Annotated in this window: 15 protein-coding genes; 4 read left to right on the forward strand and 11 right to left on the reverse strand. The window is 71.0% G+C overall.

Translation table 11 applies throughout. The features are described 5' to 3' along the window. Positions 1-41: 41 nt before the first annotated feature. The 4 genes from ligA to QQM39_RS12185 all read right to left on the reverse strand — a co-directional run bounded on the left by ligA (position 42) and on the right by QQM39_RS12185 (position 4760). Positions 42-2234: an NAD-dependent DNA ligase LigA gene (gene ligA / locus QQM39_RS12170; protein WP_301996701.1), complete on the reverse strand. Its 2193-nt coding sequence runs from the start codon at positions 2232-2234 to the stop codon at positions 42-44. A gap of 15 nt (positions 2235-2249) precedes the next feature. Then, positions 2250-3251: a methionine synthase gene (locus QQM39_RS12175; protein ID WP_301996702.1), complete on the reverse strand. Its 1002-nt coding sequence runs from the start codon at positions 3249-3251 to the stop codon at positions 2250-2252. 252 nt (positions 3252-3503) lie between these two features. Continuing rightward, the gene (locus tag QQM39_RS12180; RefSeq protein ID WP_301996703.1) at positions 3504-4193 is read right to left on the reverse strand and encodes an SDR family oxidoreductase; all 690 of its coding nucleotides are present in this window, start codon (positions 4191-4193) and stop codon (positions 3504-3506) included. A 27-nt stretch (positions 4194-4220) separates the two neighbouring features. After that, positions 4221-4760 carry a TIGR00730 family Rossman fold protein gene (locus QQM39_RS12185; RefSeq protein ID WP_301996704.1) on the reverse strand — a complete coding sequence of 180 codons (540 nt, stop codon included), beginning with the start codon at positions 4758-4760 and terminating at the stop codon, positions 4221-4223. 50 nt (positions 4761-4810) lie between these two features. On the opposite strand from QQM39_RS12185, the gene QQM39_RS12190 reads away from it, so the two are divergent. Beyond that, positions 4811-5134: a DUF427 domain-containing protein gene (locus tag QQM39_RS12190; protein ID WP_301996705.1), complete on the forward strand. Its 324-nt coding sequence runs from the start codon at positions 4811-4813 to the stop codon at positions 5132-5134. Between the two features lie 37 nt (positions 5135-5171). Next, the gene (locus tag QQM39_RS12195; protein WP_301996706.1) at positions 5172-5954 is read left to right on the forward strand and encodes an alpha/beta fold hydrolase; all 783 of its coding nucleotides are present in this window, start codon (positions 5172-5174) and stop codon (positions 5952-5954) included. A gap of 40 nt (positions 5955-5994) precedes the next feature. Here the strand turns inward: QQM39_RS12195 and mnmA are convergent, their stop codons facing one another. Further along, positions 5995-7125 (reverse strand): tRNA 2-thiouridine(34) synthase MnmA, encoded by a 1131-nt coding sequence (gene mnmA / locus QQM39_RS12200; RefSeq protein ID WP_301996708.1) that lies wholly within the window; start codon positions 7123-7125, stop codon positions 5995-5997. Between the two features lie 60 nt (positions 7126-7185). Between mnmA and QQM39_RS12205 the strand changes: the two genes are divergently transcribed. Continuing rightward, the gene (locus tag QQM39_RS12205) at positions 7186-7851 is read left to right on the forward strand and encodes an N-acetylmuramoyl-L-alanine amidase (protein WP_301996709.1); all 666 of its coding nucleotides are present in this window, start codon (positions 7186-7188) and stop codon (positions 7849-7851) included. A gap of 4 nt (positions 7852-7855) precedes the next feature. Here the strand turns inward: QQM39_RS12205 and QQM39_RS12210 are convergent, their stop codons facing one another. The 4 genes from QQM39_RS12210 to QQM39_RS12225 all read right to left on the reverse strand — a co-directional run bounded on the left by QQM39_RS12210 (position 7856) and on the right by QQM39_RS12225 (position 10250). Then, a complete protein-coding gene (locus QQM39_RS12210) occupies positions 7856-8230 on the reverse strand; it encodes a DUF1304 domain-containing protein (protein ID WP_301996710.1) in 375 nt (124 codons plus the stop codon). A gap of 105 nt (positions 8231-8335) precedes the next feature. Further along, the gene (locus QQM39_RS12215; RefSeq protein ID WP_302003558.1) at positions 8336-9511 is read right to left on the reverse strand and encodes a cysteine desulfurase family protein; all 1176 of its coding nucleotides are present in this window, start codon (positions 9509-9511) and stop codon (positions 8336-8338) included. Positions 9512-9775: 264 nt separating this feature from the next. Further along, positions 9776-10054, reverse strand: coding sequence for a DUF4190 domain-containing protein (locus QQM39_RS12220; RefSeq protein WP_301996711.1), 279 nt, complete (start codon positions 10052-10054; stop codon positions 9776-9778). A gap of 43 nt (positions 10055-10097) precedes the next feature. Further along, a complete protein-coding gene (locus QQM39_RS12225; RefSeq protein WP_167364381.1) occupies positions 10098-10250 on the reverse strand; it encodes a hypothetical protein in 153 nt (50 codons plus the stop codon). Positions 10251-10398: 148 nt separating this feature from the next. Between QQM39_RS12225 and QQM39_RS12230 the strand changes: the two genes are divergently transcribed. Further along, a complete protein-coding gene (locus tag QQM39_RS12230; RefSeq protein ID WP_301996713.1) occupies positions 10399-11025 on the forward strand; it encodes a TetR family transcriptional regulator in 627 nt (208 codons plus the stop codon). 121 nt (positions 11026-11146) lie between these two features. Here the strand turns inward: QQM39_RS12230 and QQM39_RS12235 are convergent, their stop codons facing one another. Both QQM39_RS12235 and QQM39_RS12240 read right to left on the reverse strand, forming a co-directional pair. After that, complete coding sequence (locus tag QQM39_RS12235; RefSeq protein WP_301996714.1) at positions 11147-11521, reverse strand: hypothetical protein; 375 nt, start codon at positions 11519-11521, stop codon at positions 11147-11149. Positions 11522-11769: 248 nt separating this feature from the next. After that, a complete protein-coding gene (locus QQM39_RS12240; RefSeq protein WP_301996715.1) occupies positions 11770-12642 on the reverse strand; it encodes a thioesterase family protein in 873 nt (290 codons plus the stop codon). Between the last annotated feature and the right edge of the window lie 129 nt (positions 12643-12771).

Here is a 12771-nt window from a genome sequence, read left to right on the forward strand (position 1 = left end):
CGTATGCATCTGGTATGCGCCGATCCGATGGCCTTCAACCGCTACTCCGCTGTGGGCAGAGCAACTTCGGCCGCCGCTTCGGGCCCCTGTTCCAACAGGACATTGAAGCCGTCTTCGTTCAGAACAGGCACCTTGAGCTGCATGGCCTTGTCGTACTTGGACCCAGGGCTGTCACCTACGACAACAAAAGACGTCTTCTTCGAAACCGAACCGGTCACCTTCGCTCCGCGACTTTGCAGTGCCTCCTTGGCACCGTCGCGCGTGAAGTGCTCCAGCGTGCCGGTGACGACGACGGTAAGCCCTTCCAGCGGACGCGGTCCCTCGTCCTCGCCGGAGCCCTCTTCCTCCATGCGGACGCCGGCGGCTTTCCACTTGCGGAGGATTTCCTGGTGCCATTCCTCGGCGAACCATTCCTTGAGCGAGGCGGCGATGATGGGGCCGACACCGTCGGTGTTCGCCAACTCCTCCTCACTGGCCTGTTCGATGCGGTCGATGGAGCGGAACTCGCGGGCCAGCGCCTCGGCGGCGACCGGGCCGACGTGACGGATCGACAGGCCGGTGATGATCCGGGCGAGCGGGCGCTCCTTGGCGGCGGCGATGTTCTCCAGCATGGCGACCGCGTTCTTCTTCGGCTCGCCCTGCTGGTTGGCGAAGACCGTGGCGATCTTCTCCTCGCCGGTCTTCGGGTCGCGCTTGGGCAGACCGCTGTCCTGGTCGAGGACGTACGCCCTGATGGGCAGCAGTTGCTCGACGGTCAGGTCGAACAGGTCGCCCTCGTCCACGAGCGTCGGCTCGGACGGCTCCAGCGGCTTGGTGAGCGCGGCGGCGGCGACATAGCCGAAGTGCTCGATGTCCAGGGCCTTGCGGCCCGCGAGGTAGAACAGACGCTCGCGCAACTGGGCCGGGCAGGTGCGGGCGTTCGGGCAGCGCAGGTCGACGTCGCCCTCCTTCATGGGCCGAAGCGCCGTACCGCACTCGGGGCACTCGGCCGGCATCACGAACTCGCGCTCGCTGCCGTCGCGCAGGTCGACGACGGGCCCGAGGATCTCCGGGATGACGTCACCGGCCTTGCGCAGCACGACGGTGTCGCCGATGAGGACGCCCTTCAGCTTCACGACGTCCTGGTTGTGCAGGGTGGCGAACTCGACCTCCGAGCCCGCGACCGTGACCGGCTCGACCTGGGCGTACGGCGTGACCCGGCCCGTACGGCCCACGCCCACACGGATGTTGACGAGCTTGGTGTTGACCTCCTCCGGCGCGTACTTGTACGCGATCGCCCAGCGCGGCGCGCGCGAGGTGGAGCCGAGTCGGCCCTGGAGGGGAATCTGGTCGAGCTTGACGACGACCCCGTCGATCTCGTGTTCCACGGAGTGGCGGTTCTCGCCGAAGTACGCGATGAACTCCCGTACGCCGTCGAGGTCGTCGACCACCTTGTTGTGCCGGGCGGTGGGCAGGCCCCAGGTCTTCAGCAGGTCGTACGCCTCCGACAGGCGGGTCATGCCGTCGAAGCCCTCCAGGGCGCCGATGCCGTGGACGACCATGTGCAGCGGGCGGGTCGCGGTGACGCGCGGGTCCTTCTGGCGGAGCGAACCGGCGGCCGCGTTGCGCGGGTTGGCGAAGGGCTTGTCGCCGGCCCCGACCAGGCGGGCGTTGAGCTCCTCGAACTTCTCCATCGGGAAGTAGACCTCGCCGCGGATCTCCACGAGGTCGGGGATGCGGTCACCCTTCAGGCGGTCCGGAATGTCCGCGATCGTACGGACGTTGGGGGTGATGTCCTCACCGGTGCGGCCGTCGCCCCGGGTCGCCGCGCGGGTGAGGCGGCCGTGCTCGTAGGTGAGGTTGACGGCGAGGCCGTCGACCTTGAGCTCGCACAGGAAGTGGTACTTCGAGGTGCCGACGTCCTTGTGGACGCGCTCGCCCCAGGCGGCGAGCTCGAGATCGTCGAAGGCGTTGTCCAGCGACAGCATGCGCTCGCGGTGCTGGACGGCCGTGAACTCCGTCTCGTACGCGCCCGCGACCTTCTGGGTCGGCGAGTCCGGCGTGCGCAGTTCCGGATACTCGTCCTCCAGCGCTTCGAGCGAGCGCAGGAGCTTGTCGAACTCCGCGTCGCTGATGACGGGAGCGTCCTTCACGTAGTACCGGAAGCGGTGCTCCTCGATCCGCTCAGCGAGCTTCGCGTGCTTCTCCCGCGCCTCGGCGGGCACCGTCGTCTCCGCTTGCTTGTCGCCGGCCACCGTGTTGTCCTCCCGTTACTCTGGGTTGTCCGCGAGGGATCTCGCCGCCCGGACGCAGTGGGCGAGCGCCTGGCGCGCGTACTCCGGGGACGCCCCCGCGAGTCCGCACGACGGCGTGAGCGCGACCGCCTCCGCGAGAAGCCCCGGTGACAGCCCCAGCCTGCGCCACAACGTCCTGACACCCATGACGCTACCGGCAGGGTCTGACAATGGGCCGTCCGTGCCCGGGACGACACCGGCGAAGAGCCGGGTACCCCCTTCCACCGCCTCGCCGATCGCGTCGTCATCACGCTCGGTGAGGAGCGCGAAGTCGAAGGAGATCGCCGCCGCGCCCGCCCGGCGCAGCAGGGCGAACGGGACGTCGGGTGCGCACGAGTGGACCACGACGGGGCCGTCGCCGTGAACCCCGACGACGTCCCGGAGGGTCGACTCGACGAGCTGCCGGTCCACCGCCCGGTGGGTGCGGTAGCCGCTGGCGGACTTGACCTGGCCGCGCAGTACGGCGATGAGGGAGGGCTCGTCGAGCTGGAGGACGAGTTGGGCGCCGGGGATCCGACGGCGGACCTCCTCCAGGTGCAGCCGCAGGCCCTCGGCGAGCGAGGCGGCGAGGTCGCGGCAGGCGCCGGGGTCGGAGAGGGCGGCCTCGCCGTTCCTCAGCTCCAGCGCGGCGGCCAAGGTCCAGGGCCCCACGGCCTGGACCTTCAGCTGCCCCTCGTACCCCTGGGTGAACTCCTCCAGCGCGTCGAGGTCCTCCCCCAGCCATGACCGGGCCCGCCTGGTGTCCCGCCCCGGCCGGTCCCCGATCCGCCACCCGCTGGGCTCCACGCGCGCGTACAGCTCGACCAGCATCCCGGCGGTCCGCCCGATCATGTCCGCGCCGGGGCCGCGGGCGGGCAGTTCGGCGAGGAAAGGGAAGTCCTCGAAGGACCCGGTGACGGTCTTGGCTGCCTCACGGGCGTCGCCGCCGGGCATGGAGCCGATGCCGGTGGCGGGGGCGAAGGTGGGGTTTTCGTTCACGCGGTGAAGCCTACGTAGTGTTTTCGCCCCCGCCGCCCCTACCCGTCCCATCCTCAAGGGGCTCCGCCCCTTCGACCCCGGCCAGGAGGCTCCGCCCCCTGGACCCCCGCTCCTCAAACGCCGGAGGGGCTGACGTACTCAGCCCGTCCGGCGTTTGAGGACGAGGCCCGTTCAGGAGCCGAAGCGGGGGTCTGGGGGCCGCAGGCCCCCAGGGATGGGACGGGTAGGGGCGGCGGGGGCGAAAGGCCTCTGTCAACGCCCCGGCCGCACCGTCAGGTCGTTGACCTCCGCGTCCCTCGGGAGGTCCAGGGCCATCAGGATCGTCGTCGCCACCGACTCGGGGTCGATCCACTTCGACGCGTCGTACTCCTTGCCCTCCTGCTGGTGGACCTTGGCCTGCATGGGGCTTGCCGTGCGGCCGGGATAGACGGTGGTGACGCGGACGCCGTTGGCGTGTTCCTCGTGGCGGAGGGAGTCCGCAAGGGCCTTGAGGCCGTGCTTCGACGCGGCGTACGCGGACCAGTCGGCGTGGGCGTTGAGGCCGGCGCCCGAGTTGACGAAGAGCACGTGGCCGCGGGCGGCGCGGAGTTGGGGGAGGAAGTGGCGGGTCAGTTCGGCCGGGGAGATCAGGTTGACGTTCAGCTGGTGGCGCCAGGACTTCGGCGTCAGGTCGCCCACCGGACCCAGGTCCACGACCCCGGCGATGTGGAGCAGGGAGTCCACCCGGTCCGGCAGCGTCTGGTGCGAGAAGGCCCAGGACAGCTTGTCCGGGTCCGCCAGATCGCCGACCAGCGTCTTCGCGCCGGGGAATTCCGCCGCCAGCTCCTTCGCGCGGCCCGCGTCGCGCGCGTGGAGGACGAGTTCGTCCCCGCGCGCGTGCAGGCGGCGGGCGACGGCCGCGCCGATGCCGGAGCCCGCTCCGGTGATCACATGTGTAGCCATGCCCGCCATGCTCGCATCAGCGGGAGGTCACTCGATCCCCCGGCTCTCTTCCAGATAGGCCAGCGCCCCGACCGGCTCCTCCGCGAAGAACACCAGGTCGGTCAGCGGACGCGGCAGGAAGCCCTCGTCCTCCATGCGGCGGAACTGTGCCTTCAGGCCGTCGTAGAAGCCCGCGGTGTTGAGCAGGACCACCGGCATGTCCGTGTGGCCGTGCTTCTTCAGTTCCAGGATCTCCGTGGCCTCGTCCAGGGTCCCCGTGCCCCCGACCATGATCACCACCGCGTCGGCCTTCTCCAGAAGCAGCTTCTTGCGCTCGGTGAGGTCCTTCGCGATCACCATCTCGTCGACGCCCGGGCGGACCTTCGCGGCCAGGAACTCCACGGAGACCCCGACGAGCCGGCCGCCCGCCTCCTGCACCCCGTCGGCCACGACCTTCATCAGACCCACGTCGGAGCCGCCCCACACGAGCGTGTGCCCGCCCTTGCCCAGGAGTTTCGCGAACTCGCGCGCGGGGCGCGTGTAACGGTCGTCGAGGTCGGCGGCGGAGAGGAAGACGCAGATTCGCATGGAGCCACCGTATGCGGGAAGAACCCGGCGCCCGCGAGTGCTTTTCGGATATGGCTGACGGACACACGATCACGATCGAGCAGGGCACGCGGCGGGTACGGGTCGTCCACGGCGACCAGGTCCTGGCGGAGACCGACCGGCCGCTTCTCCTGCGGGAGACGGGCTGTCCGGTGCGCTACTACATCCCGGCCGAGGACGTACGGCTGGACCTGCTCACGCCCTCCGACACGCACACCTACTGCCCGTTCAAGGGAACGGCCTCCTACTGGTCGCTGCCGGACGCGGCGGACCTCGTCTGGACGTACCCGGACCCGAAGCCGGACGTGGCCGAGATCAAGGACCACCTCTGCTTCTACGAAGTCGAAGTGTCGTAAGCGATTAGTCCCGTGCCGTACGGCAATCTGCACAGGCATGGACAAGAAGACCTTTTCGGCCGACGGCACCTCTCTCGCGTACGAGATCAGCGGTGACGGTCCGGCGGTGATCCTCGTCAGCGGCGCGATGTCCACGGGGGGCACGGTGGCGCCGCTGGCCGTGCCTCTGGCGGACCGCTTCAGGGTGGTCGCGTACGACCGTCGAGGGCGTGGCGAGAGCGGGGACACGCAGCCGTACGCGGTGGAGCGCGAGGTCGAGGACCTTGCCGCGCTGATCGAGGCGGTGGGCGGCGAGGCGGCGCTGTGCGGCATCTCGTCGGGCGGTGCGCTGGTGTTGGAGGCGGCGGCGAGCGGTCTTCCGGTGCGTCAGGTCGCCGTGTACGAGGTGCCGTTCGCCGACTTTCTGGAGGGCGGTGCCGTACAGCACTCCGAGTACACCGCGCACCTGACCGAGGCGCTCGCGCAGGGTCGGCGCGGGGATGCCGTCGAGCTGTTCCTGCGGCTGACCGGGATGGCGGAGCAGATGATCCGGGGTGCCCGCCAGTCCCCCATGTGGGCCGGCATGGAGACGGTCGCGCCGAGCCTCGCCTACGACAACGCCGTGATGGGCGACGGGCTGGTGCCCCGGGCGCGGCTCGCCTCGATCACGGTCCCCGTACTGGCCGTGGCGGGCGACGCGAGCCCTGCCTGGATGCGCGAGGCATCGCGGGCGGTCGCGGAGGCGGTGCCCCAGGGGGCGTATCGGAGCCTGGAGGGACAGACCCACATGGTCGAGCCGGACGTCCTGGGGCCGGTGCTGGCGGAGTTCTTCGGGGGGTGAGCCGTACCGCTCCGCACACGCGCGTGGCGCCCGCCTGTGCTCAGGCCACGCCCGCCGTCGCCCGCACCGTCGACGCGATCGTCGCCGACCCCACCACGCGCGTGCCGTCGTACAGGACGATCGCCTGGCCGGGTGCCACGCCCCGGACCGGCTCGGTGAACGTGACCTCCAGGGAGCCGTCGATCAGCTCGGCCGTCACCTCGGTCTCGCCGCCGTGGGCGCGCAGCTGTGCGGTGTAGGTGCCGGGGCCGGTCGGGGCGGTGCCGCACCAGCGGGGCTTGATGGCGGTGAGGGCGCTGACGTCCAGGGAGGCCGCCGGGCCGACCGTCACCGTGTTGTTCACCGGTGAGATGTCGAGGACGTAGCGCGGCTTGCCGTCGGCGGCCGGGGTGCCGATGCGCAGGCCCTTGCGCTGGCCGATGGTGAAGCCGTACGCGCCCTCGTGGGTGCCGAGCTTGGCTCCCGACTCGTCGACGATGTCGCCCTCCGCCTTGCCGAGGCGGTTGGCGAGGAAGCCCTGGGTGTCGCCGTCGGCGATGAAGCAGATGTCGTGCGAGTCGGGCTTCTTCGCGACCGCCAGGCCGCGGCGCTCGGCCTCCGCGCGGATCTCGTCCTTCGTCGTCAGCGTGTCGCCGAGCGGGAACATCGCGTGCGCCAGCTGCTTCTCGTCCAGGACGCCGAGGACGTACGACTGGTCCTTGGCCATGTCGGAGGCGCGGTGCAGCTCGCGTGTGCCGTCCTCGTTCAGCACGACGGTGGCGTAGTGGCCGGTGCAGACCGCGTCGAAGCCGAGGGCCAGCGCCTTGTCCAGCAGGGCCGCGAACTTGATCTTCTCGTTGCAGCGCAGGCAGGGGTTCGGGGTGCGGCCGGCCTCGTACTCGGCGACGAAGTCCTCGACCACGTCCTCCCGGAAGCGGTCGGCGAGGTCCCACACATAGAACGGGATGCCGATGACGTCCGCGGCGCGGCGGGCGTCGCGGGAGTCCTCGATGGTGCAACAGCCCCGCGCGCCCGTGCGGAAGGATTGGGGGTTCGCGGAGAGCGCGAGGTGGACGCCGGTCACGTCGTGGCCCGCCTCGGCCGCGCGGGCGGCGGCGACGGCGGAGTCGACCCCGCCGGACATGGCGGCGAGGACGCGGAGGGGGCGGGAGGGCTGCGCGGTGTGAGTCATAACGCTTCCAGGGTACGGGGGCGCGGGAACCAGGGCCCGCGAGTATCCGTTGACGATCACATGGGACAGCGGAAGGCTTCGAAGGACGGCGACCGGAAGGTCGGGCGTCGTGCGTTGCTCATCGGGGGGACGGCGGCCGCGGTGGGCTCGGCCGTGCTGGCCCGCGACGAGTTGGCGCGGCTGTGGTGGCGGGTACCGGGCGTGGAGAAGCCGCGCAAGGAGGGCGAGGTCGACTACGCCGGCGCGCGGTGGGTGGCGGCGTCGGACGCGAACTGGCGGATGGCCGACCGTCCGGACGACTACGGCATAGACATGGTGATCATCCATGTCACCCAGGGCAGCTTCGACAGCGCGGTGAAGGTGTTCCAGGACCCGGAGCACGGGGCGGCCGCGCACTACATCGTCCGCAAGGACGGCCACATCACGCAGATGATCCGCGAGCTGGACGTGGCGTACCACGCGGGCAACCGCGACTACAACGAGCGCAGCATCGGCATCGAGCACGAGGGCTTCGTGGACCGGCCGCAGGACCTCACGGACGAGATGTACGAGGCCTCGGCGCGACTCACGGCCCGGATATGCGCGCGCTACGACATCCCCGTCGACCGCGAGCACATCATCGGGCACGTGGAGGTGCCGGGGACCGATCACACGGATCCCGGGGAGCACTGGGACTGGGACCGGTACATGAAGCTCGTGCGGGAGGCTCCTGCGGCGGAGGCGTGAGCGGTCAGAGCAGGGCGGCGACCAGCGCCACGGCGGGCGGCAGTCCCTGGCCGAGCGCGCCCCGCCACAACCGGGGGAAGGAGGCGGCGAAGACGAGCGCGGAGGCGATCATGAACGCGCAGAGGTAGAGGACAAGGGTCCGGCCGACGGTGGTGCCGTCCGCGTGGAGGGCCACGGCTCCGGCGATGAGGCCGAGTCCGAGAAGGATGTTGTACACCGCCACGCCCGAGCGCCACAGGGTGACTTCGGGGGCGTCGGCGGTGGAGGTCGTCAGGAAGACGCGGACCGCCGGGCGGTCGTAGAAGAAGCGTTCCAGGGTGCCGACGGCGATGTGCGTCAGCGCTGCGATCAGGGCGAAGACCTGGGTGACGAGGTGCACGGGCGGAGTGTCCGCCTGTGCCCGGCCGCCGACAAGAGCGCGCGGCGGAACCCGCGCGCCCCGCCGGAACCCGTGCCCCGCGGAACCCGTGCGGCCCTGCGCTCCTTACGTCAGCCCCGCCGCCCGCGCCCGCTCCACCGCCGGGCCGATCGCCTTGGCGACCGCCTCGACGTCGGCCTCCGTCGAGGTGTGGCCGAGGGAGAAGCGGAGGGTGCCGCGGGCCAGGTCGGGGTCGGTGCCGGTGGCCAGGAGGACGTGGCTGGGCTGGGCGACGCCCGCGGTGCAGGCGGAGCCGGTGGAGCACTCGATGCCCTGGGCGTCCAGGAGCAGGAGCAGGGAGTCGCCCTCGCAGCCCGGGAAGGTGAAGTGCGCGTTGGCCGGGAGGCGGCCGCCGGGTGCCGGGTCGCCGCCGAGGATCGCGTCCGGGACCGCCGTACGGACCGCCTCGACCAGGGCGTCGCGCAGGGCGCCGATCTCCCGGGCGAACCACTCGCACTGCTCGGCGGCGAGACGGCCGGCGACGGCGAAGGAGGCGATCGCGGGGACGTCGAGGGTGCCGGAGCGGACGTGGCGCTCCTGGCCGCCGCCGTGCAGGACGGGTACGGGGGTCTGGTCGCGGCCCAGGATCAGGGCGCCGATGCCGTAGGGCCCGCCGATCTTGTGGCCGGAGACCGTCATCGCGGCCAGCCCTGAGGCGGCGAAGTCAATGGGGACCTGGCCGAAGGCCTGGACGGCGTCGGCGTGCAGCGGGAGGTCGAACTCCCTTGCCACGTCGGCCAGTTCGCGGATCGGCATGACCGTGCCGATCTCGTTGTTGGCCCACATCACGGTGGCCAGGGCGACGTCGTGGGGGTTGCGGGCGATGGCCTCGCGCAGGGCGTCCGGGTGGACTCGGCCGTAGGAGTCGACCGGGAGGTACTCGACCGTGGCGCCCTCGTGCTCGGCGAGCCAGTGGACTGCGTCGAGGACGGCGTGGTGTTCGACGGGGCTGGCGAGGACGCGGGTGCGCGTTCCTGCCGGGGCGGCGTCGCGGCGGGACCAGTACAGGCCCTTGATCGCGAGGTTGTCGGACTCGGTGCCGCCGGAGGTGAAGACGACCTCGCTGGGGCGGGCTCCGAGCGCTTCCGCGAGGGTTTCGCGGGCCTCCTCGACGGTTCGCCTCGCGCGGCGGCCGGATGCGTGGAGGGAGGAGGCGTTGCCCGTGACGCTCAGCTGGGCGGTCAGCGCCTCTGCCGCCTCCGGGAGCATGGGGGTCGTCGCGGCGTGGTCGAGGTAAGCCATGGTGGCCATGATTCTAAGGGGCGCCGGTAAAAGGCCCGCGTCAAGGTGCCCCGGGGTGCAGCTCAGGTTCTGCTGCCCTGTCTGCGTCGTCCTGAGGCTCGGGTCGCGATGCACCCGGCGCTGCAGGCCATGCCCACCCGTTCCGCCCTGCGGAACGACTGCCCACGGCGGGTCGGCGGGTCGGCGGGTCGGCTCGCGGCTGCGGCTGCGGCTGTGACTCGCCCCCGGCCGCTTGCCGCCAGGTCGCAGCTCCCGTGGCGGCGACTAGAAGCTCCAGGACACCGTGTTGTCCATCTGCACGAACGCCAGCAGGACCAGCAGGTCGGCGACCCCGAGGCCCATGCCCAGGAACGCACGGCCCCGGCGCTGCGTGCCGCGCCACAGGGCCACTGCCGCCAGGACGATGGCGGTCGGGCCGAGGAAGATGTTGAAGACCAGCAGGCCGAGGAGGCCGAGGATGAAGGACGCCACGGCCATGCCGTCGGCGTCGCGGGTGCGATTGCGGGTGCCGGGGCGGGCGGTGGCCGGTGCGGTGAGTTGCATGGGTATCAGCTCCCGAGGAGTCGGTGCGGTGCAGTGGGTGGAGTCAGTTGCGGCGGGCGCGGCGCTCGCGGGCGGCGAAGATGCCCAGCCAGGCGGCGATCACGGCGGCGGCCACGGCGGTGAAGGCGAGCGGTGCGTGGGCCACGGTGCCCAGCAGCACGCCCAGCAGCAGGAGTGCGGCGACGAGGAACAGCATGGGATTCGGGTCCCCCTTCGAGATCTCTCTCGTCGATCTCTCTCGTTACATTTCGGTGAACAGTTGTAGTAACAGTTGTTCACTGACTCCCAAGTCTAGCGCGTCCCACGGCTTTTCAATTCCAGAGAACAGTTGTTAACTGCATGGCATGAGTCACACCCTCGGCCTTCGGCAGGCCCAGAAACAGAAGACCCGACAGGCGCTGCTGGACGCGGCGCTGGGACTGCTGGAGGAGCAGAGCCTGAGCAGTCTCGGTCTGCGCGAGGTGACCCGCGCCGTCGGCGTCGCCCCGACGGCCTTCTACCGGCACTTCCGCTCCACCGCGGACCTCGGTGTCGCCCTCGTCGAGGAGGCGCTGGGCAGCCTGCACCCGATGATCCGCACGATCGTCTCGTCGTCCGGCGACAGTGACCAGCGCATAGAGCGCGCCGTCGGGTTGATCGCCCAGCACGTCGCCACGCACCCGGCCCACGTCCGCTTCATCGCCCGCGAGCGGCACGGCGGAGTGCAGTCCGTACGGGAGGCGATCCAGGACCAACTGGCCCGTTTCGCCGAGGAAGTGAAGGCCGCGCTCGCCAAGGACCCGCTCTCCGCAGGCTGGAACGACGACGACCTCCTCATGCTCGCCGACCTCTACGTCGACCAGATGCTGATGACGGCCTCGCTGTTCCTGGACGCCCTGGAGGCACCGGAGGAGGAGCGGCGGCGCGTCGCCCAGGTCGCGACCCGCCAGATGAGGCTGATCAGCATCGGCCGGGAGCACTGGCTGGACTGAGCCCCGGCAGCACGACAGGGGCGGCACCCCCGGTGTACGGGAAGTGCCGCCCCTGTCGTATGGCGAAAGCGCCACCCCTGCCGCATGGCGGGAGTACCGCCCCGCCTTACGTCGTTCCGCGTCAGTTCTTGGTCGCCGTGGCCGCCGCGCTCGGCGCGCCGCTCGGGGCGCCGCTCGGAGCCGCGCCGCCGCCCTGGCCACCGCCCGGACCGCCACAGCCGCCCTGGCCACCGCCGGGGCCACCCTGACCGCCGCCCTGCCCGCCGCCGGGGGCGCCGCTGGGAGCACCGCTCGGCGCGCCCGAGGGAGCACCGCTCGGCATGCCCGACGGCGCCCCGCCGGGCGCGCCCGACGACGGCTGGCACGACGACGATGACTGCTGCCGGGAGTTGCCGTTGTTCGAGGTCGGCGACGAGTCGCCGGACCCACAGGCCGCCAGAGCCAGGGGCGAGAGCGCCAGCAGGGCCACGGCGGGGAGGAGACGCGCACGCTTCATGAGAAACAGCTCCAAGGAAGACGAGGAAGTCCTGTGCGTGAACTCAACCGACGCCGCTTGGGGAGTCCTTGGGGCCCTGCTGTAGGGGGCCTGTGCGCGAAGCAAAGCGCCCCTAAAAACACCTCGCTGACCTGCGCGTTTCCTCAGAACCTCAACCTACTCGCTGGTACAAGGCCGTGACAGAAGCGGGCTCTGCGCGCCTGATGACCAGCCTCGACGGTCCGTGCGCGACCGCGGGTCGGGGCGCTTCAGCCGAGCCTTACCCGCGCCAACTGCCTCGACTGCGCCACCAACCGGTCCGCGCTGTCCCAGACTTCGGCATCCTCCTCCAGGAAGCCGCCCGCCAGGTTGCGCGTGGTGATCGAGACCCGCAGGGGGCCCGGGGCCGGGCGACACCGTATGTGGACGGTGAGTTCGACCGTCGGGACCCAGCCGAGGATGCCGATCTCGAAGGCGGTCGGGGGCAGTGCGTCCACCGCCAGCAGCAGCGAGAGCGGGTCGGCGTCACGGCCGTCGGCGAGGCCGAACCATGCCCGCATCTCGCCCTTGCCCGACGGCTGACCGAGGGCCCAGCCGAGGGTGGACGGGTCGAGCTTGAGCATCAGACGGTCGGTGAGGGCCGAGCTGCCCGAGACGGGGGCCGGCCCGTCCTCCGCGCCGAAGCAGTGCTCCATCGGCGGGAACACTGGCGGCTTGGCCGTCGTACGGACGTCGTCGGGGAGGGAGTCGAGGTCGCCGTACGAGGCGAGGACGCGGATGCGCTCGATCTCGTTGCCCTCGGCGTCGTACTGGAAGAGCGAGGCCTGGCCGGTCGACAGTGTCCGCCCCGTGCGCACCACGTCCGTGCGGACGACCGCCGGACCCGGCTGGGACGCGGTCAGGTAGTGCGCGGAGATGGTGAACGGGTCGCTGTGCGGGAGGGCGTCCGCGAGGGCGCGGCCGAGGACGGCCAGCAGATAGCCGCCGTTGACGGCGCTGATGATGGTCCAGCCGGCCGAGAGGTCGATGTCGTAGACGCCGGGTGCGCGCGCGGTGAGCGCGGTGTCGCGGTCGAACTCGCTGTCGCCGATCGTGGCCTGCGGGGCCGTCGGGGCCGTCAGGGCGGAGGCTGCTTCTGGCATGGATGAACGGTACAACAGCCAACTACTAAGCGGTAGCTTTCCCGATCGAGCTGTGGGCGGGAAGTGGGCGAGGTGTGAGCAACTTTTCGGTAAGTGTCCCCTCTCGTCCGAAACCCGGAGACCGATCTC

Source organism: Streptomyces sp. DT2A-34, assembly GCF_030499515.1.
Taxonomy (GTDB): domain Bacteria; phylum Actinomycetota; class Actinomycetes; order Streptomycetales; family Streptomycetaceae; genus Streptomyces.

Excerpts from the sequence above, each read along its gene's own strand:
- QQM39_RS12225 (WP_167364381.1), bottom strand. The coding sequence starts at position 10,250 with ATGCTGTTCCTCGTCGCCGCACTCCTGCTGCTGGGCGTGCTGCTGGGC.
- QQM39_RS12185 (WP_301996704.1), bottom strand. The coding sequence starts at position 4,760 with ATGCGAATCTGCGTCTTCCTCTCCGCCGCCGACCTCGACGACCGTTAC.
- QQM39_RS12235 (WP_301996714.1), bottom strand. The coding sequence starts at position 11,521 with ATGAAGCGTGCGCGTCTCCTCCCCGCCGTGGCCCTGCTGGCGCTCTCG.
- QQM39_RS12205 (WP_301996709.1), top strand. The coding sequence starts at position 7,186 with ATGGGACAGCGGAAGGCTTCGAAGGACGGCGACCGGAAGGTCGGGCGT.
- QQM39_RS12215 (WP_302003558.1), bottom strand. The coding sequence starts at position 9,511 with ATGGCTTACCTCGACCACGCCGCGACGACCCCCATGCTCCCGGAGGCG.
- QQM39_RS12220 (WP_301996711.1), bottom strand. The coding sequence starts at position 10,054 with ATGCAACTCACCGCACCGGCCACCGCCCGCCCCGGCACCCGCAATCGC.
- QQM39_RS12180 (WP_301996703.1), bottom strand. The coding sequence starts at position 4,193 with ATGGCTACACATGTGATCACCGGAGCGGGCTCCGGCATCGGCGCGGCC.
- QQM39_RS12195 (WP_301996706.1), top strand. The coding sequence starts at position 5,172 with ATGGACAAGAAGACCTTTTCGGCCGACGGCACCTCTCTCGCGTACGAG.
- QQM39_RS12190 (WP_301996705.1), top strand. The coding sequence starts at position 4,811 with ATGGCTGACGGACACACGATCACGATCGAGCAGGGCACGCGGCGGGTA.
- QQM39_RS12240 (WP_301996715.1), bottom strand. The coding sequence starts at position 12,642 with ATGCCAGAAGCAGCCTCCGCCCTGACGGCCCCGACGGCCCCGCAGGCC.
- QQM39_RS12230 (WP_301996713.1), top strand. The coding sequence starts at position 10,399 with ATGAGTCACACCCTCGGCCTTCGGCAGGCCCAGAAACAGAAGACCCGA.
- mnmA (WP_301996708.1), bottom strand. The coding sequence starts at position 7,125 with ATGACTCACACCGCGCAGCCCTCCCGCCCCCTCCGCGTCCTCGCCGCC.